This window comes from Comamonas fluminis, from assembly GCF_019186805.1.
Taxonomy (GTDB): Bacteria; Pseudomonadota; Gammaproteobacteria; order Burkholderiales; family Burkholderiaceae_C; genus Comamonas; species Comamonas fluminis.
This window is the reverse complement of the sequence record NZ_CP066783.1, coordinates 2,301,699-2,324,354: the sequence shown is the minus strand read 5'-3', so window position 1 is coordinate 2,324,354 and position 22,656 is coordinate 2,301,699. Positions and strand designations below refer to the sequence as shown.

The following is a 22,656-nucleotide window of genomic DNA, read 5'->3' as shown; positions in this document are numbered from 1 at the left end:
CGCTGCGCTCCGGGCAAACCTGCGTCACGCAATTCAGTCTGCGGCGCCGCCCAACTCGCTTCGCGCTTGCGGCGCTCTGCTCAAACAAACGGCGGCATGTCAGAGCACGAAGCAACGCTGTCCTGCGGCAGCGTTGCCCGCAGCCTGAACCGCGAGCCGCAGGCGCTGACACACGGGTGAATGCGGGCACGGAAAACCAGCGAGTACTGTGACGAGGCAAAAACTCGGAGTGTTTTATACCTCTTGAGCCCGAAAATCAGGCTCGAGGCACTATCAAAACATCACTGAGCTATCCCGTGCCCGGCATCGCCCCTTTTGCCCACGCCTGCGACGGCGGCCTCTTGGGGCGCTCGGCTGCACCGCAGAGTGCAGACGCTCGTAATCCGACTTGCGGCCGTTTGTATGAGCGTAGTGGCCATGCCGCGCAGCGAGTTGGGCCGAAGCGCATCAAGAGGTTGACGGCGCAGGTTGCCCCGTAGCGTAGCGAAGGGGTCGGGGGCAGCAGGGGCAGGCTCTTTGCCTACTTTCTGGCCTCAGAAAGTGGGTCGGCAGGCGGGCCGAGACCCGCCCTCTGAACAAAAAGCAGGCGAAACGCTCGCAAAAAACATAAGCATAAATAGGCTTCTGAGCATATAAATCAAGCTCAACCAGCTATCAAAACCGATCTCGCACTTTCGCCAACACCAGAGTTCAGGCCCAATTAGCCCCCGGCACTAGCTCGCAAAACCCATCCGTCAAAAATCCCAAGCTCCATGCCCACTTACATCGCCCTCCTGCGCGCCGTCAATGTCGGTGGCACCGGCAAGCTGCCCATGGCCGAACTCAAGGCCATGTGCGAGGCAGCAGGGTTTGAGCGCGTGCAGACCTATATCGCCAGCGGCAATGTGGTGTTTGCAGCTGCTGGCACTGCGCAGCAAGTGCAGGCCGCGCTGGGCCAGCGCCTGAGCGCCTACGCGGGCAAGCCGATGGGTGTGCTGGTGCGCACGGCGCAGGAGATGGCAGAGGTGCTGGCGGCCAACCCATTCCCCGACACGCCGGGCAACCGGGCTGTGGCCATTTTTCTGGATGCCGCGCCGCCCGCCGATGCGCTGGGCCAGCTCAAAGGCCACAGCGATGAACGGCTGCAGCTGGGCCTGCGCGAAATCTATGTGGCGTATGGCTCAGGCATGGGCAGCTCCAAGCTCAAAATACCGGCCGCCGCCCAGGGCACGGCCCGCAATCTCAACACCATCGCCAAGCTGGCCGCTATGGCGGCGGCGCTGTAGGCTTTAAATCAAAACAGCTGCTGGCGCCCACCAGCCGCGCGCTAGCAGCTATCAATTTAGTAAAGAAGCTATCCCGCACCCGATATTGCCCCTTGTAACCACGCCTGTGACGGCAAGTTCTTGGGGCTGGCAGTTGCACCGCAGAGTGCAACTGCATCGTCAACATATTTGCGGCAACTGTTTGAACGAAGCGCCAACGGCGCGCAGTGAGTTTTGCCGCACAGCCCCAAGAGCTTGACGGCGCAGGTTGCCCGCAGCGAAGCGGAGGGTCGTGGGCATCGGGGCTGGCTCTTTGCCTACTTTCTTGTGTAAGAAAGTAGGTCGGCTGGCGGGCCGAGACCCGCCTCCTGCTAACAAATCAAGCATGTCATTTGCTTTGTTTACTGCGCTGACTGATGGTCCTCTATGAGCCAAATCAGCATCCAGCCCAACCACAGCAAGCGCTGGCAGCTATCAGATTAATGTTGCGTTGTCGCACACGAAAGACGCCGGCTCTCGCTCAGGTCGCAACTCATAAGCCAAGACATTCGCCACGCTGAAAAGGCTGAATGGGCCGGTCTATGATCTCTGTCACCGTCATAGTCAGGAGGCCATCTTGCAAGCACAGGACATCATCGAGGGCGGCAAGCCCTTTTTCTTCGAAGGCAACGAAGTCGGCGTGCTGCTGTCGCACGGCTTTACCGGCACTGCGTCTTGCATGAAGCCGCTGGGCGAGTATTTGAACCGTACCGAGGGCTGGACGGTGCTGGGCGTGCGCCTCAAAGGCCACGGTGAAACGCCTGCCGCCATGGCGCAGACCACGGCGCAGGACTGGATTGATTCGGTAGAGGAAGGCCTGCAACTGCTGGAATCGCGCTGCAAACATGTGTTTATCAGCGGCTTGTCGATGGGCGGCACGCTGACGCTGTATATGGCGGGCCGCTACCCGCAGCGCTTCAAGGCGATTGCGCCCATCAATGCCTGCGTGGAGTTTCAGAACCCAGATCTCGCGCTGCTGGCCTTTGACCACAGCGCGCCCGCCACGGTGCCGGGGGTGGGCAGCGACATCAAAAAGCCGGGTATTGAAGAAATCGTCTATGCCGATGTGCCCGTGCCCGCCATCAAGCAGATTTACGGCCTGATGAGCGTGACCAAGGATTTGCTGCCCCGTGTGACGGCGCCCGCGCTGGTGCTGACCTCGCCCGACGACCATATCGTGCCCGCCGTCAACGGAGCCATGATCTTGAACGGCATTCGCAGCCCGCAGCGCCAGCAGGTGCTGCTGCAGGAGTCCTATCACGTCGCCACGCTGGATAACGATGCAGATCTGATTCACACATCGGTGCGCACTTTCTTCAAGCAGGCGCTGTAAGCACTCGGGGCCGAAAATGCCTTCGGCCCTTTTCCACCCCGCCAGTGGCGCTCATCTTTGAGGGTGTTGAAGCACGCACGCGTGGCTTGCGGCTTTGCCTAATGTGGCCGCGCCTCTGCTGAAATCTCAATCGATAGTTTGCTGCGTTCGCTGCTCTTTCTCACCCCAGGTGCAGCGCATCGCCATCGGCCTGATTAGCCGTTACCAGCCATCCGGCAACTGCTCCGCATGCCCCAAATCCACATGCTGCTTTAAAAAGTCCAGCACTGCCCGCGTTCTGGGCGGCAGTTGGTCTGGCTTGCCCAGGTACACGGCGTGGATGGGCTCCAGCACGCCGGTGTTGAACTGCTCTAGCACCACTTGCAGGCGGCCTGCGGCAATGTCGTCCCAGGCATGGTAGAGCGACAGACGCGCCAGGCCTGCGCCCTGGATGGCGAGTTTGCGCATCACGTCGCCGTCGTTCACCCGCAGCACGTCGCCAATCGGCACTTCTACGGCTTTGCCGTCCACCGCAAACGGCCAGTGCGGCACGGTGCGCTGGTAGTTCCAGCCGATGCGGATGTGGGCATCTAAATCGGCCGGGGTGTGCGGCGTGCCGTGGGCGGCCAGGTAGGAGGGAGAGGCCAGAATCACCTGGCGCGTGTAGCCCAATAAGCGCGCCACCATGTCCGATGCAGGCAGCTTGCCCCAGCGGATGGCGATGTCGGCCTGGGCTTCCATCAAGTCGACCACCTGGTCGGTGCAGCTCAAATCCAGCACCAGCTCGGGGTAGGCGCGCATCAGCTGCGGGATGAGCGGGCCCAGCAGCTGGCTGATGGAGGTGCTGGAGTTGATGCGCACCACGCCCTTGGGCACGCTGCGCAGCGATGCGGCGTTTTCCACCTCGTTCAGATCGGCCAGCACGCGCTGGCCGCGTTCATACAACTGACAGCCTTCGGGCGTGAGCTGCACGCGCCGCGTGCTGCGCAACACCAGCTGGGCGCCCAGGCGCGATTCCATACGCGCCACGATTTTGCTGACCGCCGAGGGCGACACACCCAGCTGGCGCGCGGCGGCGGAGAAGCTGCCCTTCTCCGCCACCTTCACAAAAACCTCTAGCTCGCCCGAGCGGTTGACTTCGAACTGCGGGGCGTCTGCGTTGCGGATTGTGGGCATTGGGTTGGCTCCATAGGGCGAATGGTGATTGCTTATTCCATTTCCAAATCATTTCTGTCTAGGCGCGAAGCCGCAGGCAGTGCTGTAGCACGACAAGTTCTAGGCGCCCCCTACCAAGCAACAACGACAAGGATGATTTAGAAGTGGAATTATTTGTGCCACTACAGCACAAATGCAGTTCCATTATTCCACCTACCCAGCAATTGTGCTGCGCCGCACAATTGCTGCACTACGTTCATCCGTGGAATGAACGGCTTTGAAAGGACTACCCACCATGCCCGTATCCCTACTGGCACTTGCCGCCGGCGCCTTTGGCATTGGCACGACGGAATTCATCATCATGGGCCTGCTCACCCAGGTTAGCCAAGACTTGCACATCAGCATCCCCACGGCGGGCACGCTGATTTCTGGCTATGCCTTTGGCGTGGCCGTGGGCGCGCCCGTGCTCACCCTGGCCACGCGCCGCTGGCCGCGCAAGCAGTTGCTGCTGGCGCTGATGCTGATCTTTATCGCGGGTAACATCGCCGCCGTGTTTGCGCCCAACTATGCGGCGCTGATGGCGGCGCGCGTGCTGACATCGCTCACCCACGGCACGTTTTTTGGCGTGGGCGCCGTGGTGGCAACCAGTCTGGTGGCCAAGGACAAACAGGCATCCGCGATTGCGCTGATGTTCTCAGGCCTGACCTTGGCAACCTTGCTGGGCGTGCCTGCGGGCACCTGGATTGGCCAGCACTTTGGCTGGCGCATGGCTTTTGCGGGCGTGGCCGCGGTGGGCGTGGTGGCGCTGGCCATTTTGGCCGCCTTTGTGCCGCGCCAGCTGCCGCAATCGGCACCTGTGGCGCTGCGCGATGAGCTGTCGGTGCTGGCCAGCCGCCCGCTGTGGCTGGGCCTGGGCATGACGGTGTTTGGCTTTGGCGGCGTGTTTGCGCTCTACACCTATGTGGAGCCGCTGCTCTCCCAAATCACCCACATGGGCAACACCGGCGTGGCTGTCACCTTGCTGCTGTTTGGCGCAGGCTCGGCCGTAGGCAATATCGCGGGCGGCAAGCTGGCCGACCGGGGCGTGGTGCGCGCGCTGTGGATCACCTTGGGTGCACTGGTGGCCGTGCTGCTGGCGGGCCGCTGGGCGTTTGGTATCTCAGGCACCGTGGCCATGGCTTACGTCACCGCGCTGGGCATCGTCGCCTTTGCCACCGTGGCCCCCATGCAGATGCGGGTGATGCAGGGCGTGGGCAGCCAGGGCGCTACCTTGGCGTCCAGCCTCAACATTGCGGCGTTTAACCTGGGCAACGCGCTGGGCGCCTGGGTGGGCGGCTGCCTGATTGCGGGCGCCGGTCTGCTGTCGATTGCCTGGGGCGCTGCTGCGCTGACGGCTGTGGGCCTGGTGCTGGTGGGCGCCAGCCTGCGCACTGCCGCCACGTGCACTAAGCCTGCTTGTGCGGCGCTTTAGCCCTATCTCGTCAAACTACAGGAGCCACACCATGGAACAACGCCAACTCGGCCAATCCGGCCTCTACGTACCCGCCCTGGGCCTGGGCACCGGCACCTTTGGCGGGCAAGGGCCGCTGTTTTCCGCCTGGGGCGACAGCGGGGTAGAGCACGCCCGCCGCATGATTGACATCTGCCTGGACGCTGGCCTGAACCTGTTTGACAGCGCCGATGTGTATTCGGACGGCGCATCGGAGACCGTGCTGGGCGCCGCCCTGCAAGGCCGCCGCAGCCGAGCCATCCTCTCTACCAAGATCGGCCTGCGCACCGGCCCCGGCGCGGGCGACTGGGGCAGCTCGCGCCAGCACCTGCACGCGGGTGTGAACGCCGCCCTGGCGCGCCTGCAAACCGACTACATCGACCTGCTGCAACTGCACGCCTTTGACGCCCACACGCCCATCGAAGAGACCCTGCGCGCCCTGCACGACCTGGTGCAAGCGGGCAAGGTGCGCCACATCGGCGTGTCCAACTTCAGCGGCTGGCAGCTGATGAAATCGCTGCAACTGGCCGACCAGCACGGCCTCACGCGCTATGCCGCCAACCAGGCGTACTACTCGCTCGTCGGCCGTGATTTTGAATGGGAGCTGATGCCGCTGGGCCAAGACCAAAGCGTGGGCACCATTGTGTGGAGCCCGCTGGGCTGGGGGCGGCTCACCGGCAAAATCTGCCGTGGCCAGCCCCTGCCCGCGCAAAGCCGTTTGCACCAAACGGAGCAATTTGCCCCGCCGGTAGCCGCCGACAAGCTCTACCAAGTGCTGGACGCGCTAGAGGCCGTGGCCCAAGACACCGGTCAAACCGTGCCCCAAATCGCCATCAACTGGCTGCTGCAACGCCCCACCGTAGCCAGCGTGCTGATTGGCGCCCGCAATGAGGAGCAACTCAAAGCCAACCTGGGCGCCGTAGGCTGGCGGCTGAGCGCCGAACACATGCAACTGCTGGACGACGCCAGCGCCGTGATGCCCCCCTACCCCTACTACCCGTACTGGAACGGCCAGTTCAGCGAACTAGCACCTCCTGCGGTCAGGTCTAGCGTGCAGAAGCTATAAAGGCCTATTACGCCAAACAGCACATCCCCATGCCATCCAGCACCCTCGCCCCACCACCATCTGATGAGCAAGACTTGGAACTCTGGCTGCAGCACGCGGCAGGCAAGCTGCTGCTGGATGCCACCCGCGAGCGGGCGCGCAGCAAGCTGCCCTCCCATTTAAGCGACGAGGCCCGCGCCGCCGCGCTGCAGGCGATTGATGACGCCGTTTATGGCCTGATGCAACTGCTGGACGGCGTGACAGACCCTCTTGCCAACGATGTGCACTATGTGGCGCTGCGCACCACTGCCGAGCTGCGCCGCAGCAGTGACGATAGCGTGCTGCATGCCGTTGACCTGCAACTGGGTGACGGCATGTGCATGGGTTTTCATGGCTGGGTGGAAGGCGATTTTGGGAATCAGCCGCTGACCGAGTAGTTCTCTCGATCCACAAGGAATTCGCCGCCAGCGCTTACCGATCAAGCGCTGGCGTTTCTATTTTGATAGCAGAAAACTCTGCGCAGCAGTACAAATACCCAGTCGATACCGACTACTCAGTCGGTACATTGAGTCATCCCGCCCACGCCTGAAGGAGCCGCGATGACTGCCAGCGTTTTTGACCCTGCCAACCCCGCTGCCTTGTGCAGCCCTTCTGCGCTTTATGAGCGGGCAAAGCAGGCAGTGCAATATGCGCAGGCAGATCGCCAGGGCCAGGGCGGCCAGATTCCCGTGGCGCATTACCGCTGCCCCGAGCGCTTTGCGCAAGAGCGGCAATTGCTGCGCCAGCACCCGCAGGCCGTGGTGGCCAGCAGCGATGTGCCGCAGCCGGGCAGCTGGTTGTCCCTCACCCGCATGGGTACGCCGCTGCTGCTGGTGCGCCAGACGGATGGCAGTCTGCGCGCCTTTCTCAATGTCTGCCGCCACCGGGGCGCACGCGTGGTGGCCGAAGGCGCGGGCGATCAGGCGCGCGGCTTTTCCTGCCCCTATCACGCCTGGACGTACCAGGCCGATGGTGCGCTGCGCGGCGTGCCGCAGGCCGAAGGGTTTGGCGATCTGTGCCAGGAAGATTCAGGCCTGCGCCGCCTAGCCTGCCACGAGGCAGCGGGGCTGGTCTGGGTGGTGCTGGATCCTGAGCAGCAGGCGCAGGACATTGCAAGCACTCTGGGGCCGCTGATGCAGGACCTGTGTGCGCTGGCCGGTCTGCAGTCACCCTTGGGCTATGCGCCGCGCTCGTATGAGGTGGCGGCCAACTGGAAGCTGCTGGTGGACGGCTCTTTCGAGGCCTATCACTTCAAGATTGCGCACCAGAAGACGATTGCCGCCATGTTTGCGGGCAATGTGCAACTGGTGGATGAAGCGGGGCTGAACCGGCGGCTGTACCTGCTCAAAGCCAACTTTGCGCGCGAGCAGCCTGCGCAGCCCGACTTTGAGCCGCGCCAATACGGCAATCTGACGTATTTCTTCTTCCCCGCCAGCACCATGCTGGTGCAGCCTGACCATGCCCAGTTCAGCTGGCTGGAGCCGCTGGCCCCGGACCGCACCCGCGTGCACGAAATCACGCTGCTGCCGCAGGCCCCGTCCACCGAAAAAGCCGAAAAATACTGGCAGGCCAATGTGGACCTGTACCGCCGCACCCTGGCCGAGGATTACGCGCTGGCCGAGTCGATTCAGCAGGGGCTGGCCAGCGGTGCCAATGATGCCTTTCGCTATGCCAGCTTTGAATACGCCATTGGCCGCTTTCATGCGCAGCTGCAGCAGGCGCTGGAAAATTCAAACAAAAAAGCAAAAAAGTGACTCAAGTCCAATATCCATAAGCGCTACCAGCTTCTGATTACATAGCAAAATCCCATGAGCAATTCCCGCAAAGCGCAGATTCTGGAAGTGGCTGAACGGCACTTTGCTCAGCACGGCTTTGCGGGCGCGTCGCTCTCGGCCATTGCGCGTGACTGCGAGCTGGGCAACCCCGGCCTGCTGCACCACTTTGCAAGCAAAGAGCTGCTGTATCGCGCATTGCTCGAGACACTGGCCCAAGACCTGACCCTGCGCCTGGACCAGATGCTGGACCAGACCCCAGCCCCCGCCCAGCGGCTGCAAGGCTTTATTGCGCTGCAACTGGACTGGATGCGCCAGCGCCCCCTGGCCGCCCAGCTCATTACCCGCGAGCTGCTGGACAACAGCGAGCGCATTGCCACCGCCCAGACCCGGCCACTGGAACAGTTTCTGACCACTGCGTTGACGCTGATTGCAGACGCACAAGCCACCGGCCACGCCCGCCGTGATATGCCACCACTTGCGCTGCTGACCGTGACTCTGGGCAGCCTGAACTACGCCCATGTGGCGCGCCCCACGTTTGCGCGGGCCTTCGACCACCCGCCCTTGCACGAGCCAGCGAAATGGATGCAGACCATGGCAGAGCAACTGCTGCAGCTGCTGCAGGCGCCGGTGGGTTCGCCCGTTCGCCCAATCAGGCCGTCGCGGCAAATGCCGGGTGATAGCTCACAGCGCCGCAGGGAACCGCGCCTTTGAAGGCCAGGGCCATGAAGTATTCGGGCGGCACGCCTGGCAGCACCAGCCCCGCATGGCACTCAAACCCAAAGCGGCGGTAGTAAGCAGGGTCGCCCAGCAGCACACAGCCCGCCGCACCCAATTGCGCCAGTTGCTGCAAGGCGGCTTGCATCAGGGCTGCGCCCAGGCCTTGATTTTGAAACGCTGGCAACACGGAAATGGGCCCCAGGCCAAACCAGCCTGTGGCGCCATCAGAGATCGAAACCGGCGACAGGGCCACATGCCCCACGACCTGGCCTGAGACCTCGGCCACCAGCGACACCGTCAGCGCCCCGGCGGCGCGCAGGCCTGCGACGATGAATTCTTCGCTGTGGTCGGTATGCGCCGCGTTCAGAAATGCAGCGCGGGTGACGGCTGCAATGCTTTCGCTGTCGGCGGGCGTTTCTGGGCGAATCTGGAAGGACATGAAATGCTCAGCAAAAGGTCTGCGGAAATATGCGAGTGAGTGAAATGGCCTGAAAAACTGGGACGGCACCCTCAGGAAATTTTCTTCCAGCGCCTGCCATCCGTAGAGCTGTAAGTGCCACCACTGGCGCAGCAGCCACCTGCACCCAACGCTCTGCGGCCCAGTGTGACGGTGAGACTGCCACTATCAAATTTCATGCTCTGGCGCTCGCAGGCAGTCGGGAACGGATAAGGCTCGGGGGCCAGCACGCTTTCCCATTGCACTTCGCCCCCGGGCAGCATTTGCACACTGAAAACCTCGCAATCGTGCAGCAGCAGGTGTGCGGACTGACCGTTCAACTCACCTTTGAACACATCCTCGGGCAAGGCATTGCGGGTGGCGATGGCCTCTTTGCTCAGTTCAGCGCCTGGGGCCTGCTCAGTGCCGGACTGCCAATCGCAGCCCGACAGGCTCAGCAGCCATAGCGCGGCACACATGGGACGCAGGAGAAGCAGGGGAAGCAAGGGAAGCTGGCGGGCAGAACGCGGCTTGATGGGCATGGAGCTAGTATGCCGCCCTCGCCGTCCTGGCCTCCAAAGCAGGCTCTCCGAGGTATGAAGAGTCGGAGACTCGTGCCGAATTTAGTACCCGATTTAGTATTTGAGAGTCACGCCCAGCAGCGGCCCGGACTGGGAAAAGTCCAGCCGCTTGCCGCCGCTGCGGTAGTCCACGCTCAGGTGGCGATAGCCCAGAGACAGATAGATGTTGTCGCGCCACTGGTAGTTGATGGAGGCCAGCGCCTGCCATGTGGCGTCCGAGCCCAGGCCAAAGCCGCCCGCGTCCGCATAAAGCAGCGAGGACCACTGGCTGCCCAGGTCATAGCGCCAGCGCACGGCAACAACGGGGTCCACAAACGAGGTATTGGACTGCGCCGCTGCCACGCCGGGCACCTGCACATGGGCGTGAATGTCCCACAGGCGCACACCGCCCATCAGGTCCACGCTGGACTGCGGGGCCAGTTGCCAGTTGTAGCCGCCGGTCAGCGTCAGCGACGACTGGCGCACCTTGGCGCGGGCCGACAGACCCAGGGGCAGCGATGCACCGTCTGAAGTGGAGGCGTGGCTGAAGTCGCCATGCAGCACCCAGCGGTCCTTGCGCGCCGAGCCGGAGACAAAAAAGGCGGCGTCCAGGTTCTCCAGCACATCCGAGAAGGATTTATCAACATGCACGGTAGGCGCGCCACTGACGGGCTGGATATAGCCTTGCAGGCCCGTCATCCAGACATAGGGTGTGAGCTGCGTGCGCCAGGCCTGGGGTTCAGCAGTCTGAGCCGCCGCTGTCTGATCCACCACCGTCTGAGCCGCTACCCCGGCACTGACAAACAGGGCCGCGCCCAGGGTGGCAAGTGTTTTCAGACGGCTGGAAAAGACGGGGTTCGTAATAGACATGGCTCAGCAAGGTTAGTATCTGTATGTAAAGCGTGATTCACATTATTAATGATTCACGCTGTTCACCATTCAAGATGGAATTGGCGGCGTCAGATTCCCTGTGGCCCGCTTCTGTTTGAGTCGTTATTCGCAAAGGAAGGTTTGATGAAAGCAAAAATGCCACGTATTCGCCCCGCACTGGCCGCCGTGCTGCTGGCCGCATCTGGAATTGCTGCCACCACCAGCGCCTGGGCCTGCACCCGTCTGGTTTTTCTGGGGGCTGAAGGCCAGGTCGTCACTGCGCGGTCCATGGACTGGAAGAGCGATATCGTCAGCAACCTGTGGGTCATGCCGCGCGGTATGGAGCGCACAGGCCAGACGGGCAAGAACACGCTGCGCTGGACTTCCAAATACGGCAGCGTCATCACCTCGGGATATGACATTTCGACAACGGACGGCGTGAACGAAGCAGGCCTGAACGCCAATTTGCTGTGGCTGGTCGAATCTCAATATCCCCAGTTTGACGCCAGCAGCAAGCCGGGCCTGACGATTGCCGCCTGGGCGCAGTACGTGCTGGACAACTTTGCCACCGTCAAGGAAGCCGTGGCCGCGCTCAAGGAGCAGCCCTTCACCATCGTCTCCGACAGCGTTCCCGGTGAAAACCGCCTGGCCACGCTGCACCTGTCCATGTCGGACGCCAGCGGCGACAGCGCCATCGTCGAATACATCAACGGCAAGCAAGTCATTCACCATGGCCGCGAATTTCAGGTGATGACCAACTCGCCCACGTTTGACCAGCAACTGGCGCTGAACAGCTATTGGCAGCAAATCGGCGGCACCACCATGCTGCCCGGCACCAACCGCGCTGCAGACCGCTTTGCCCGCGCGTCCTTTTACGTGAATGCCATTCCCAAGGAGCCCGATGCCAACAAGGCGCTGGCCAGCGTGTTCAGCGTGATTCGCAATGTTTCCGTGCCCTACGGCATCAGCACCCCGGGCGAGCCCAATATTTCATCGACCCGCTGGCGCACCGTGTTCGACCACAAGCGCAAGCTGTACTTCTTTGAGTCGGCCCTGACGCCCAACACTTTCTGGGTGGACCTGAAAAAGATCGACTTCAGCCCCAGCAGCGGCAAGGTGATGAAGCTGGATCTGGGCGCCGATCAGAGCCACACCTTCTCTGGCGATGCCACTGCGGAGTTCAAGCCCGCCAAGCCTTTCCAGTTTCTGGGAATCTAAGGCAACGTAGCCAACGCCCCGCCCTTTGAGAACAGCACAAACTCCGAGGGCGGGCAGCCAAAGTTCTTCTTGAAAGCCACGGTGTAAGCGCTATGGCTTTCATAGCCGCTTTCCAGCGCCACGCTTGTGATGGGCGCCCCTTTCAGCAGCTGCTGAATCGAGGCCATCAGCCGCATCTGCTGGCGCCATTTGCCCAGGTTCATGCCCGTGCTTTTGAGAAAGCGCCGGTGCAGCGTCTTGGTGGTCAGCGCATGCTGGCTGGCTATTTGCTCTGCCGTGGCGGGCTGTGCCGGGTCTTGCACCAGCGCCTGGCAAATCTGGCGCATCAACGCATCTTCCGGCCAGGGCAGGTGCAGCGGCAGCGGCGCCAGCGCTTTCAACTCTTCCAGCAGCAATTGGCCCAGCAGGCGGCTGCGTGGCTGGCTTGCAGCCTCGGCATCCAGGCCCACCAAAGCCGCAATCAGCTCACGCACCAGCGGCGTGACATGCAGCACGCAATCCTGCTGGGGCAACGGCCCGGCCAGATCGGGCTGAATAAAGATGCCACAGGCGCTGACAGCCGTGGTCGCCGTCAGGCTGTGCTGCACATGGGGGCGCAGCCACACGGCCGTGGTGGGCGGCACCAGCCACTGGCCTGAACTGGCCTGCACCAGCAGCAAGCCCTGGGTGGCATAGATCAGATGACCATAGGGGTGGCTGTGCAGCGGCACCCGGTGGCCTGCGGGGTAGTGCTCAACCACGCCAGCCACGGGCTGCGCAAAGCCCTGCAGATTCAGCGACTGCCCGCCGCGCTCAGGCGATGCGTAGGCCATGGCAAGCAGCCGCTTTCGCGGCAATGTCCAAATCGGTAAAGCGAATGGCTATTTTTTGATAGAAGCCCATAAGGCCTGCAGTCTAAAGTGCTCGTACTGACTTCCACAAGCCCTTTCAGCACCGCTTGACCATGACTTGTTTGCACCCGTATTTGCTATGCCTAGTGACTCTGACTTCTGGTCGGGGTCCGCGCATTGCCGTGCGAACGGCCCCACTCTGGTTTCCCCAGACCCCGACCTGAGCAGCCTGCCCCCAGTGGCCAGGCAGGGAAATCAGGACATCTCTTCACTGATTTCAAGGTTTCGTATGCTGGCCAACCCTTCTCACAAATACCGCCCCCACCCCGTCGTCGATCTGCCAGACCGCCAGTGGCCTGCGCGCACGCTGACGCAAGCGCCCATCTGGCTGTCCACCGATTTGCGCGACGGCAATCAAGCGCTGTTCGAGCCTATGAACCGCGAGCGCAAGCTGCGCCTGTTTGATGAGCTGGTGCGCATAGGCTTCAAGGAGATCGAGGTGGGCTTTCCCTCGGCCTCGCAGACGGACTTTGACATCGTGCGCCATCTGATTGATGCACAGCTGATTCCCCGGGACGTCACGCCCATGGTCATCACCCAGCTGCGCGAGGACTTGATAGAGACCACGGTGCGCAGCGCCGTCGGGGCACGCCGCGTGATCGTGCACCTGTACAACGCAATTGCGCCAGCCTTCCGCGAAATCGTCTTTGGCATGGAGGTGCCGCAGATCATTGCCATGGTGGAGCACCATGTGAGTCTGCTCAAGCGCCTGACCGACCAGCACCCCGAAACCGAATGGGTGCTGCAATACTCGCCCGAGACTTTTTGCATGGCCGAGCTGGAGGTGTCGCTGGCCGTGTGCAATGCCGCCATCGCCGCCTGGGATGCAGGCCCGGCACGGCCCATGATTGTCAATCTGCCGACCACGGTGGAGGTGACGACGGCCAATGTCTTTGCCGACCAGATCGAGTGGATGAGCCGCCACCTGGCGCGGCGTGAGCACATCGTGCTGTCCGTACACCCCCACAATGACAGAGGCACGGGCGTGGCCTGTGCCGAGCAGGCCTTGCTGGCTGGCGCCCAGCGCGTGGAAGGCTGTCTGTTCGGCAATGGCGAGCGCAGCGGCAACCTCGATGTGGTGACGCTGGCGCTCAACCTCTACACCCAGGGCATTGCGCCGGGGCTGGATTTTTCCGATATCGCCGCCGTGGCGCGCATTGCCGAGGAATGCACAGCCTTGCCGATTCACCCGCGCCACCCCTATGTGGGTGATCTGGTGTTTACGGCCTTTTCCGGCTCGCACCAGGATGCGATTGCCAAGGGCTTTGCCGCACAGAAAAGCGATGCCCCCTGGCGCGTGCCCTATCTGCCCGTGGACCCGCAGGACCTGGGCCGCACCTATGACAGCATCGTGCGCGTCAACAGCCAGTCGGGCAAAGGCGGCATTGCCTTTTTGCTGCAGCGCGACTGGGGCATCGTCATGCCACGGCGCATGCAAATCGAGTTCAGCGCCATCGTGCAGGGTCTGGCCGACTCCAGCGAGGCCGAACTCAGCAGCCAGCAGATCTGGGATTTGTTTGATGCGACCTATCTGCAAGCGCATGTGAACGCCACCAGCTCGCGCTATGCAGGGCACCGCCTGTTTGAAGGTGAACCTGGTCAAGGCATAGAGATTCAATGGACGGATGCTCAGGGCCAGCATCAGATCAGCCGGGGCACGGGCAATGGGCCTATTTCGGCCACGCTCGCTGCAACCGTCGCCGCGCTGGGCCTGCCGCTGCGCATTGACAGCTATGAAGAGCGCAGTCTGGGCCAGGGCGCCGATGCGCAGGCCATCGCCGTTGTGGAAGCCGCCCTGCCCGGCGTGCCCGGTTCGCGCTTTGGCGTAGGCAAGCATGCCAACATCATCACGGCCTCGGTGCTGGCAGTGGTGAATGCGGCAGCACGCTTTGAATCCGTTTGATTCAATAAAAACAACGGCCAGCGCTTGATGGACAAGCGCTGGCCGCTATGGTTTTAAAACTACTCAGCGGGCCTTGGCCGTGCCGCCGGTACGCTCGCGCAGCGAGGCCAGCAGCTCATCGGGCAGGAACTTGAATGCCAGCTGCAGCAGCAGGTAACCAATCATGCCGTCATCCAGCCAGCCCAGAATGGGAATGGTGTCCGGGATGAAATCAATGGGACTGATGACGTACAGCGCCGCCAGCACGGTGGCGATCTTGGCCGCCTTGGGCGAGCGCGGATCGCGCAGCACAGCCCAGGCCAGTAGCAATTCCTTGCGAAACATCGTCAGCAGACGACCGAGTTTCCACATGGCAAACACTCCTTCAAGTGAGACGCTGACAAGAGATCAGCCAGTCCTTAACGTGGGGCCGCCGCTGGGGATGACAAGACAATGTCAAAATTTTCTGGCTGCAGGATGTATCAGCCCGTACAGCCTTATTTAGCCCTGCTTTGCTCTGGCTTCAGCCATCCACCGGGTTCAGCGGGGTCTCCAGCGTCAGCTGGTAGAAGGCCAGGTCCAGCCAGCGGCCAAACTTGAAGCCAACCTGGGGCATCTGCCCCACATGCACAAAGCCCAGACGCTGGTGCAGCGCAATGCTGCCCTTGTTGGCCGCATCAATGGCGCCGATGATGGCGTGCACATCACCCCGGCGGCGTGCTTCGGCAATCAGCAAATCCATGAGCTGGCGACCCAGGCCACGGCCTCGGTGGTCAGGGTGTACATAGACTGAGTGCTCTACCGTGTATTTGTAGGCGGGATAGGCGCGAAAGCTGCCGTAGCTGCAAAAGCCCAGCAGTTGGCCCTGCGCATCTTCCAGCCCCAGCACGGGCCAGTTGCCTGCACGCTTGGCCTCGAACCAGGCAACCATGTTCTGCGCGGTGCGGGGCTGATAGTCGTAGAGCGCGGTGGAGTTGACGATGGCGTCGTTGAATATCTCCAGAATCGCGGCGGCGTGGCGCTCGTGTGTGCACTGCACAATTTTCAAATCACTCATGGATGTCGTTCCTGCAGGAATGGCCGGTCGTTGCTGTCTGCTGCAACATGGCTGACAGCGATTATCAGCGCCAGCCTGCACCATCCATAAACGCTGCACAGATTACCTGCACTGCGCGGGATGCTATAAATTTATTTTCTTCAGGAGCCATCATGCAAAGCAGCGCACGCAACCAGTTTCCCGGCACCGTCTCCCACATCAGCCATGGTGTGGTGACCGATGAGGTGCAGATTCGCACCGAGCACAACGCCCAGCTGGTTGCCACCATCACACATGGCAGCGCCATCGGTCTGGGCATTCAGGCGGGTAGTCAGGTGATTGCCATGATCAAGGCTCCCTCGGTCATCGTGGTGACAGACGCCGAAGGCATGCGTTTTTCAGCGCGCAACCAGCTCACAGGCAAGGTCACACAGGTCAAGACAGGCAGCGTCAATACCGAAGTCTGCATCGACGCCCAGGGCTTGCAGGTAGTCGCTATCGTGACCAATGACAGCGCAACCCATCTGGGGCTTGAGCCCGGCAAGACAGCAACGGCCTTGTTCAAGGCTTCACAGGTAGTGCTGGCGGTGCGGGCCTGAGGTCAAGCCCATGAACAGCACAGGCCAGGACGGCTCAACCATCACCATGCGCCCGATTGGCCGCGTGCACAGCCCTTTCAAAAGCACTGTGGGCATGCCCATACAGACCGTGGCAGCTGCTGAGCACTGCGGGCATATTGAAATCTTCGAATCTTTCGCGGCGGGCCTGCGCGATGTGCAGGAATTTCAATACCTGATCGTGCTCACCCATCTGCACGAGGCCGTGGAAAAGCTGGAGGTCACACCCTTTATGGACACGGCCAGCCACGGTGTGTTTGCCACACGCGCCCCGGCACGGCCCAATCGCATCGGCCTGTCCATCATCGAGCTGCTACGCCTGGATGGCTGCAGACTGGAATTTCGCGGCAACGACATGCTGGACGGAACGCCCGTACTCGACATCAAGCCGTATATTCCCCGCCTGGATGTACGCTCGACTGAACGCATTGGCTGGTTTGCCAAAGGCCTGATGCAATTGCCAGGCAAGCTCTCGGATGACCGTATGCGGTAAGCGCTCTCAGCTCGACAGCTGATCGAACTCTGCCTCACTCAACGCCAGATGATCGATGGCAAATTCGCTGTCTACCGCAAAGAGCGCACCAATGTCTGCATGCTCTGCCCCCGCACAGCGCAACATGGCTGCCGCCAGTTGCAGATAGCCTGCGCGATTGGCGTATAGCGCCACTTCTCCAAAGGCACGCAAACTGGCCGTGGGCTGCTGCCCTGCCGCCAGTGCTTCGATCTGCCGGGCCAGGCTGCGCAGTTGTTCGTCTGTCATGAGGTTTTCAAAAATAAGCCTTGCAGCGCTTATATCTCAAGCGTTTAGAGCTACCCAATAAATAGCAATCAGAAAAAGCTATTCCTCGTACTTGCCGGTAACGCGTCCTTCGCTGTCGGTGATGATGCTGGTCTTGACCTGCCAGACCAAGGCGTCCAGCCCCGGCACGTGGTATTCCCCATCACGGCCTTTGACGGTGTTGACCCAGGCTTGTAGCTGGGTCTGGCTGAGGCTGAGTCGGGCCTCGTGTTCGCCAGGAAATTCCAGCACACCCGCTGCTGAATCCTCTGCGGCAACGAACTCCAGACTGGCACCATCGCCCGCCAGAATCAGGCTGCGGCCATGCGGCAGACGTGCGGGCAGCATGGCCTTGAGGTCACGCACGGCAAGGCTGCCCAGGCGAATGACGGTCTGGTTGCTGCGCAGCAGGCGCTTGCGAGGCTCAAACGCCAGCACATCGTTGTAGAGCACTCCGGTTTTAGAGCCATCGCGGGCAGCGCCCGCATCAATGGCGGCCTGCACATCGGGCAGCGCATGCAAGCTGGGGCGCGACAGATCGGCCACCCACAGCGGCATATGGGGCTGCATGGCCTGCAGTGCACCGGCAACATTCCAGCGGCGCACTTCGCGCAGCTCATCAGCGGTCAGGCCCACCAGTTGCAGAAACATCAGGTCACCAAATGGTGTGTGGATGGGCGGCAGCTCCGGGTCCTGCACAAAGCCCATTTCGGTCAGCAAGGTGTCTGTGCCTGCGGCAATGGGGCCGTTGGCCGTCATCCAGTGGCCGGGCGCGAAGACGTTGCCGGTGCGAAACACATAGCGGGCGATGTTCTGCAGAAAGTTCAGCGGCCAGCGCGGTGGCTCCTGCTCATCGGCGGCACGCGCCAGCCGAAAGGTCAGCTCAAAGCCATAGCCACTGGGCTTGTCCGGCTCGATGTCGCGGCTGTCGTCCAGATCACCGTAGAGGTCGCTGAAGCCATAAGTCACATAGTGCCAGTGGGGCTGGCCATGTTCGCTGCGATAGACGCTGATGCCGTCCAGCGGATCGTCGCCCCCCAGCCTGAATTTGATCAAGGTGCCGTAATGCGCGGCTTGCTGGTCACCGTAGAGATTTTCCAGTGCGGCATCCATGGCATCCCAGCCTTCTGCGGCGTCTTCCGCCGCAAGATGGCCCTGCGCTGTGCTGTTCTGAATGTCGTGGGTGTTCATGGGGACTCTCCTTTGAGCACGAGTATCCGGGCAGCGCGCAGCGCGATTCGTCAGAATCCAACACAAAATGTGAGCGAGCGTTTCCCAGCCCTCACATGCCTGCTGCCATGCCCCAGTGCTGCACAGCTACTGGCCCGAAACCTGCCACCAGACTGGCAGCAGCGCCCTGACCTGCGCCCGCGCAAAGCGGTCATCCATCAGCACCACCACGCCGCGATCATGTTCGGTGCGAATCACCCGGCCTGCCGCCTGCACCACTTTACGCAGCCCCGGGTAGAGGTAGGTGTAGTCATGGCCCAGGCCTTCGCCCATCACATCGTTCATGACGCGCAGCATGGCCTCATTGACCGGATTGACCTGCGGCAGCCCCAGCGTGGCAATGAATGCGCCGATCAGACGCGAGCCAGGCAAATCCACCCCCTCAGAAAAAGCCCCGCCCAGCACGGCTAGCCCCACACCCTGCCCGTCTGCTGCAAAGCGCGCCAGAAATGCGCTGCGCGCTGCGTCGTCCATGCTGCGTTCCTGCTGCCACAGCGGCAGCTGCGGGTGCAGGCGCTGCAAGGTGGCGGCCACGCGCTGCAGATAGTCAAAGCTGCTGACAAAGCACAGATAGTTGCCCGGCTGGCGCGCAAACTGGGCCGCAATCAGGTTTGCCATGGGCACCAGAGAAGCCTCCCGGTCGCGCCACCGCGTGGAGATATGGCGGGCAATCTGCAGCTGCAGCTGATGGGCGGCAAACGGCGCGTCCACCTCCAGCCAGGCCGTCTCGGGCGGCAGACCCAGCAGGTCGCGGTAGAACTGTGGAGGGCTGAGGGTTCCCGAAAACAGCACCGTGGCCTGCGCCGCCGCATGGCGCTCAGCCAGGTGCGGCGCCGGAATGACATTGCGTATGCACAGCGTGGACAGCGCTGGCAATGGCTTGCGTGCGGTGCTGTGCCTTGGCGATGCAAGGCTTTGAATATCGAACAGCGCATGCGGGCCAAAAGATTCGGCCAGCGCCTGAAAGTGCAGCAGCTCCCAGTAAAAGCTCAGCACCGCATCGCCGGGCGGCAGGGGCTGGTCGGCCTGCACATCGGCAATCGCAGCAATCGCACGCTGAACAGCGGCCAGCAGCGCTGGCGGGATGGCTTCGCAGCTTTGATAGGCCTTGGCCTGAGATGGCCGCGAGGCCAGCTTCGCCACTCGCGGGGTCTGCGCAAAAAGTGGCAGCTCCGCCTCTTGTGTGTCTTCTGCCGCACCACCTTCGTCAGAGATCTGGCCGTTTTGCGTCTTGTTTAGCGCATTCCACTGGCGCTGCAAGGCATCCAGCGCTTTTTTGACCGCCCCTTCAGCCGCCTGCCGCGCGGCCATCAAGTCAAACTGCGACAGCGGCGCCGTGTACATGCTGCGGGCGCGTTCCAGCAGGTTGTGCGCCTCGTCCACCAGCAGACCCACGCGCCAGCCTTGCTGCTGGGTCAGCGCATAGAGCATGGCAGAGCTGTCATAGAAGTAGTGATAGTCGGCCACCACCACATCGGCCCAGCGGGCCAGCTCTTGCGACAGGTAATAGGGGCAGATGCCATGCTGCAGCGCCAGCGCTCTGACCGCCGGGCCATCCCAGACCGTGCGGTCAGCAGACGATGCCGCGGCAGAGCGCCGCGCTGCGGGAAGCCGGTCAAAAAAGCCGCGTGCCAGCGGGCAGGAATCGCCGTGGCAGGCTTTGTCCGGGTGCTCGCAAGCCTTGTCTCTGCCGCGCATCTGCAGCACACGCAATGGGGCGCCCTTGCTTTCAGGCGACAGCGCCAGCGCCCCTTGAATCTGGGCCAGCGCATGCAGTGCCAGGCCATGGCCTGTACCTTTAGCTGTGAGGAAAAACAGCTTATCCAGCGCCTGTAGCTTGCGTGAGGCGCTCTCTTTTTCAGAGTCCCGAGCCTGCTTCTCGTCGGGCGGCACCATGGCTTTGAGCATGGGAAAGATCGTGCCCAGCGTCTTGCCAATTCCCGTGGGCGCCTGCGCCATCAGGCAAGCTCCGGGCTCAGCAGCCCTGGCCGTGCGGTACACCGCCACTGCCAGCTGCCGCTGGCCCGTGCGAAAGGCGGGCATGGGAAAGGCCAGCCCCGCCAGTGCCGCACTGCGTTGCTGAATATGCGCGGCCTCGCTGCGCGCCCAGTCCAGATAGCGCTGGCATTGGTCCTCGAAAAATTGCTGCAGTTCGGCCGCGCTGCAATCTTCGGTCAGCACGGTTTCCTGCTGGGTGCCGATCTGAAAATAGACCAGCGCCACTTTGATCTGCGCCAGCCCCCGCGCCTGGCACAGCAGGTGGCCATAAACCCTGGCCTGCGCCCAGTGCAGCGCACGGTGATGGGGGCGAACGCCCTCCAGCGGGCCACGGTAGGTTTTGATTTCTTCCAGTTGCTGCAACCGCGCATCAAAACCATCGGCGCGGCCGCGCACCTGCAGGTCCTGATAGCTGCCGCTCAGTGCCATTTCAGCCTCGTACTTCTCGCCCCGGCGTTTTTGCACCACGGCGTGGCCTTCCATGCCTTCCAGCGCACTGGGCGCGGGGGTAAAGCGCAGGTCCAGATCACCGCTGCGCGCAGTGAATTCGCACAGTGCGCGTACGGCCACCGTCAGCGGCGCTTTCATGGCTGATCTGTCTGCTGCCCGCGCCACTGCACATGGCACACGCGCACCGGCATGCCCAGCTCGGTGCAATACGTCAGCCAGCGAATCTGGTTGTCCTGCAGCTTATCGCCCGGGGCTTTGACTTCCACCAGCTCATAGCGGCCCTGCGCCTCGGTGCGCTGCGGCCAGAAGCGCACCAGATCGGGAAAGCCGGTGCGGTTGGCTTTCACATCGCGCAGCAGCCGTGCAAACAGTTGTTGCAGATGCTGGGCGGGAATGCATTCCAGCGCCAGATCCAGCAGTTCCTGCGTCAACGTGCCCCAGAAGACAAAAGGCGACTGCGTGCCCTCTTTCTGCACAAAGCGCGCCCGGATGGTGGCGCGGTAGCGTCCGTCCTCCAGCTCTGCCAGGCAAGCATCGAACAGCGGCTGACGGCGCGCCGCAAAATCCGGGGCGCTCAAGTCTGCCGGGCCACTCTGAAAGGGGTGAAAAAATGCCCCGGGCAGTGGCGCAAAAATCGCCGGCCAGCACAGCAGGCCAAACAGCGAGTTGATGAGGGCGTTTTCCACGTAGAACACGGGCGCCTCATTGCGATGCCAGTGGTCTCGCAGCGCGTATTCCACCGCCGTGGCTTCCTGGGGAAGGTCCAGCTCCACATCACAGCGCAGCGCCGCCACAGCCGGGGCCAGTGCACTCTGGCGGCTGCTGCTGTGCCCCAGACTGCGCCGCAAGCGCGGCAGCATGCGGGCCACGCGCTGGCGCTCTTCTTCACTTTCAGGAGCAGCCTGCGCTTGCTCAGCAAGGGCTAGCGCCTGATCGAAACATTGCATGCGCTCCAGCACACGAATATGCCGGTGGCGCGCACCGTGGTAGCCGCTGGCGGTGTAGGCCTGCGCTGCCAGCGGCCAGTTCTGAGCACGCTCGCTGGCCTGGCCTATGCGCAGCAAAACCTTGGCCCGGCGCTGATCCAGCCATGGGTTGGCGCTCTTATTTTCGATAAGCGACTGCAGCAGCTGCACTGCATCAGCCCCCTCATCCAGCGCCTGACGGCTGGCGGAAATCGACAGGTAAAAGTCCACATCAGCACGGCTTTGAAAAGCGCGTGAGGCCGCGTCCAGCGGCACAGCCTCATAGCGGAAAATGCCCAGATCGGCCAGCACGAACTCCGACCAGTCCTGGTAGAGATTGCCAAAGAACATCAGCCGCAGGCGCTCGCACAACTCACCCACCATCACGCGCCAGACGGGTTCCTGCGGCTGCGCGTTCCAGCGGGCATAGGGCCTGCTCTGCGCATCCAGTGCCGAAAGTAGCTGCACTTGGTCCTGCTTCTGATCCTCCTGCATACGCTCTTGCACCCACGCCAGCATTTCGGGCTTGCGCAGCGTGGCACTCAGCCCCGCTTGCTTGAAAATCTGCAGCAGCTCGGGCTTGGTGTGCAGGCCAAACAGCTCGGAAAGCGGCATGGGCGCATCAGCGCTGATCCAGCCCGCCTCAAGCAGCGGCGCCGCTGCCTGCACAGTGTCCGCAATCTCTTCATAGGCCAGCTTGCTGGCCCTGAACCACGGCCCTTTGCGCATGACCATGCGTACCAGCAAGGCCTGCGCACTTTGCGGCAACCGGGGAAACTGCTGCAGAAACTGCCATTCTTCAGCGCTGAGCAGATCGCCATAACGCTGGCCCAACCAGTCCAGCGCCTGCTGGAAGTTGTGCAGATAGTAAAAACGGTGGGGAGCTATCAAGACGCCTGACATTGGCTGTA

At 62.3% G+C, this 22,656-nt stretch carries 22 protein-coding genes; 11 read left to right on the top strand and 11 right to left on the bottom strand.

Annotated elements, in window-relative coordinates; translation table 11 throughout:
* Positions 1–752: 752 nt before the first annotated feature.
* Both JDW18_RS11055 and JDW18_RS11050 read left to right on the top strand, forming a co-directional pair.
* Entirely contained in the window at positions 753–1,265 is a 513-nt protein-coding gene (locus JDW18_RS11055) for a DUF1697 domain-containing protein (protein ID WP_218243651.1), read from the top strand.
* Positions 1,266–1,860: 595 nt separating this feature from the next.
* Entirely contained in the window at positions 1,861–2,616 is a 756-nt protein-coding gene (locus JDW18_RS11050; RefSeq protein WP_218243650.1) for an alpha/beta hydrolase, read from the top strand.
* Positions 2,617–2,817: 201 nt separating this feature from the next.
* Here the strand turns inward: JDW18_RS11050 and JDW18_RS11045 are convergent, their stop codons facing one another.
* Positions 2,818–3,771: a LysR family transcriptional regulator gene (locus JDW18_RS11045; RefSeq protein ID WP_218243649.1), complete on the bottom strand. Its 954-nt coding sequence runs from the start codon at positions 3,769–3,771 to the stop codon at positions 2,818–2,820.
* Positions 3,772–4,045: 274 nt separating this feature from the next.
* Between JDW18_RS11045 and JDW18_RS11040 the strand changes: the two genes are divergently transcribed.
* The 5 genes from JDW18_RS11040 to JDW18_RS11020 all read left to right on the top strand — a co-directional run bounded on the left by JDW18_RS11040 (position 4,046) and on the right by JDW18_RS11020 (position 8,809).
* Positions 4,046–5,221, top strand: a complete 1,176-nt coding sequence (locus tag JDW18_RS11040; RefSeq protein WP_218243648.1) for an MFS transporter — start codon at positions 4,046–4,048, stop codon at positions 5,219–5,221.
* A gap of 31 nt (positions 5,222–5,252) precedes the next feature.
* A complete protein-coding gene (locus JDW18_RS11035; protein ID WP_218243647.1) occupies positions 5,253–6,305 on the top strand; it encodes an aldo/keto reductase in 1,053 nt (350 codons plus the stop codon).
* A 29-nt stretch (positions 6,306–6,334) separates the two neighbouring features.
* On the top strand, positions 6,335–6,721 hold the full coding sequence (locus tag JDW18_RS11030; RefSeq protein WP_218243646.1) for a hypothetical protein: 387 nt from the start codon (positions 6,335–6,337) through the stop codon (positions 6,719–6,721).
* Positions 6,722–6,883: 162 nt separating this feature from the next.
* On the top strand, positions 6,884–8,077 hold the full coding sequence (locus tag JDW18_RS11025; RefSeq protein ID WP_218243645.1) for an aromatic ring-hydroxylating oxygenase subunit alpha: 1,194 nt from the start codon (positions 6,884–6,886) through the stop codon (positions 8,075–8,077).
* 54 nt (positions 8,078–8,131) lie between these two features.
* Positions 8,132–8,809, top strand: a complete 678-nt coding sequence (locus tag JDW18_RS11020; RefSeq protein ID WP_218243644.1) for a TetR/AcrR family transcriptional regulator — start codon at positions 8,132–8,134, stop codon at positions 8,807–8,809.
* On the opposite strand, the gene JDW18_RS11015 is transcribed toward JDW18_RS11020, so the two are convergent.
* From JDW18_RS11015 to JDW18_RS11005, 3 genes are all read right to left on the bottom strand, one after another.
* Positions 8,748–9,254, bottom strand: coding sequence for a GNAT family N-acetyltransferase (locus tag JDW18_RS11015; protein WP_218243643.1), 507 nt, complete (start codon positions 9,252–9,254; stop codon positions 8,748–8,750). The genes JDW18_RS11020 and JDW18_RS11015 overlap by 62 nt on opposite strands.
* Positions 9,255–9,325: 71 nt before the next feature.
* The gene (locus JDW18_RS11010) at positions 9,326–9,793 is read right to left on the bottom strand and encodes a hypothetical protein (RefSeq protein WP_218243642.1); all 468 of its coding nucleotides are present in this window, start codon (positions 9,791–9,793) and stop codon (positions 9,326–9,328) included.
* A gap of 93 nt (positions 9,794–9,886) precedes the next feature.
* Positions 9,887–10,681, bottom strand: a complete 795-nt coding sequence (locus tag JDW18_RS11005) for a hypothetical protein (RefSeq protein ID WP_218243641.1) — start codon at positions 10,679–10,681, stop codon at positions 9,887–9,889.
* A gap of 144 nt (positions 10,682–10,825) precedes the next feature.
* On the opposite strand from JDW18_RS11005, the gene JDW18_RS11000 reads away from it, so the two are divergent.
* Positions 10,826–11,899 (top strand): linear amide C-N hydrolase, encoded by a 1,074-nt coding sequence (locus tag JDW18_RS11000; RefSeq protein ID WP_218243640.1) that lies wholly within the window; start codon positions 10,826–10,828, stop codon positions 11,897–11,899.
* On the opposite strand, the gene JDW18_RS10995 is transcribed toward JDW18_RS11000, so the two are convergent.
* Positions 11,896–12,711, bottom strand: a complete 816-nt coding sequence (locus JDW18_RS10995) for an AraC family transcriptional regulator (protein WP_218243639.1) — start codon at positions 12,709–12,711, stop codon at positions 11,896–11,898. The two genes, JDW18_RS11000 and JDW18_RS10995, sit on opposite strands and share 4 nt — an antisense overlap.
* Positions 12,712–13,018: 307 nt before the next feature.
* Here JDW18_RS10995 and JDW18_RS10990 point away from each other — a divergent pair, with 307 nt between their 5' ends.
* Positions 13,019–14,692 carry a 2-isopropylmalate synthase gene (locus JDW18_RS10990; RefSeq protein WP_218243638.1) on the top strand — a complete coding sequence of 558 codons (1,674 nt, stop codon included), beginning with the start codon at positions 13,019–13,021 and terminating at the stop codon, positions 14,690–14,692.
* Between the two features lie 63 nt (positions 14,693–14,755).
* Here the strand turns inward: JDW18_RS10990 and JDW18_RS10985 are convergent, their stop codons facing one another.
* Entirely contained in the window at positions 14,756–15,043 is a 288-nt protein-coding gene (locus JDW18_RS10985) for a YkvA family protein (protein ID WP_218243637.1), read from the bottom strand.
* Positions 15,044–15,194: 151 nt separating this feature from the next.
* Positions 15,195–15,728: a GNAT family N-acetyltransferase gene (locus JDW18_RS10980; protein ID WP_218243636.1), complete on the bottom strand. Its 534-nt coding sequence runs from the start codon at positions 15,726–15,728 to the stop codon at positions 15,195–15,197.
* A gap of 152 nt (positions 15,729–15,880) precedes the next feature.
* Here JDW18_RS10980 and JDW18_RS10975 point away from each other — a divergent pair, with 152 nt between their 5' ends.
* Positions 15,881–16,306 carry a TOBE domain-containing protein gene (locus JDW18_RS10975; RefSeq protein ID WP_218243635.1) on the top strand — a complete coding sequence of 142 codons (426 nt, stop codon included), beginning with the start codon at positions 15,881–15,883 and terminating at the stop codon, positions 16,304–16,306.
* 10 nt (positions 16,307–16,316) lie between these two features.
* Entirely contained in the window at positions 16,317–16,817 is a 501-nt protein-coding gene (gene tsaA / locus JDW18_RS10970; protein ID WP_218243634.1) for a tRNA (N6-threonylcarbamoyladenosine(37)-N6)-methyltransferase TrmO, read from the top strand.
* 6 nt (positions 16,818–16,823) lie between these two features.
* On the opposite strand, the gene JDW18_RS10965 is transcribed toward tsaA, so the two are convergent.
* From JDW18_RS10965 to JDW18_RS10950, 4 genes are all read right to left on the bottom strand, one after another.
* Positions 16,824–17,084, bottom strand: coding sequence for a hypothetical protein (locus tag JDW18_RS10965; RefSeq protein ID WP_218243633.1), 261 nt, complete (start codon positions 17,082–17,084; stop codon positions 16,824–16,826).
* 78 nt (positions 17,085–17,162) lie between these two features.
* Complete coding sequence (locus tag JDW18_RS10960) at positions 17,163–18,293, bottom strand: suppressor of fused domain protein (RefSeq protein ID WP_218243632.1); 1,131 nt, start codon at positions 18,291–18,293, stop codon at positions 17,163–17,165.
* A gap of 126 nt (positions 18,294–18,419) precedes the next feature.
* On the bottom strand, positions 18,420–20,918 hold the full coding sequence (locus JDW18_RS10955; RefSeq protein WP_218243631.1) for an ATP-dependent DNA helicase: 2,499 nt from the start codon (positions 20,916–20,918) through the stop codon (positions 18,420–18,422).
* A complete protein-coding gene (locus tag JDW18_RS10950) occupies positions 20,915–22,648 on the bottom strand; it encodes a VRR-NUC domain-containing protein (RefSeq protein WP_246610451.1) in 1,734 nt (577 codons plus the stop codon). The genes JDW18_RS10955 and JDW18_RS10950 overlap by 4 nt, the downstream gene beginning before the upstream one ends.
* Positions 22,649–22,656: the final 8 nt, after the last annotated feature.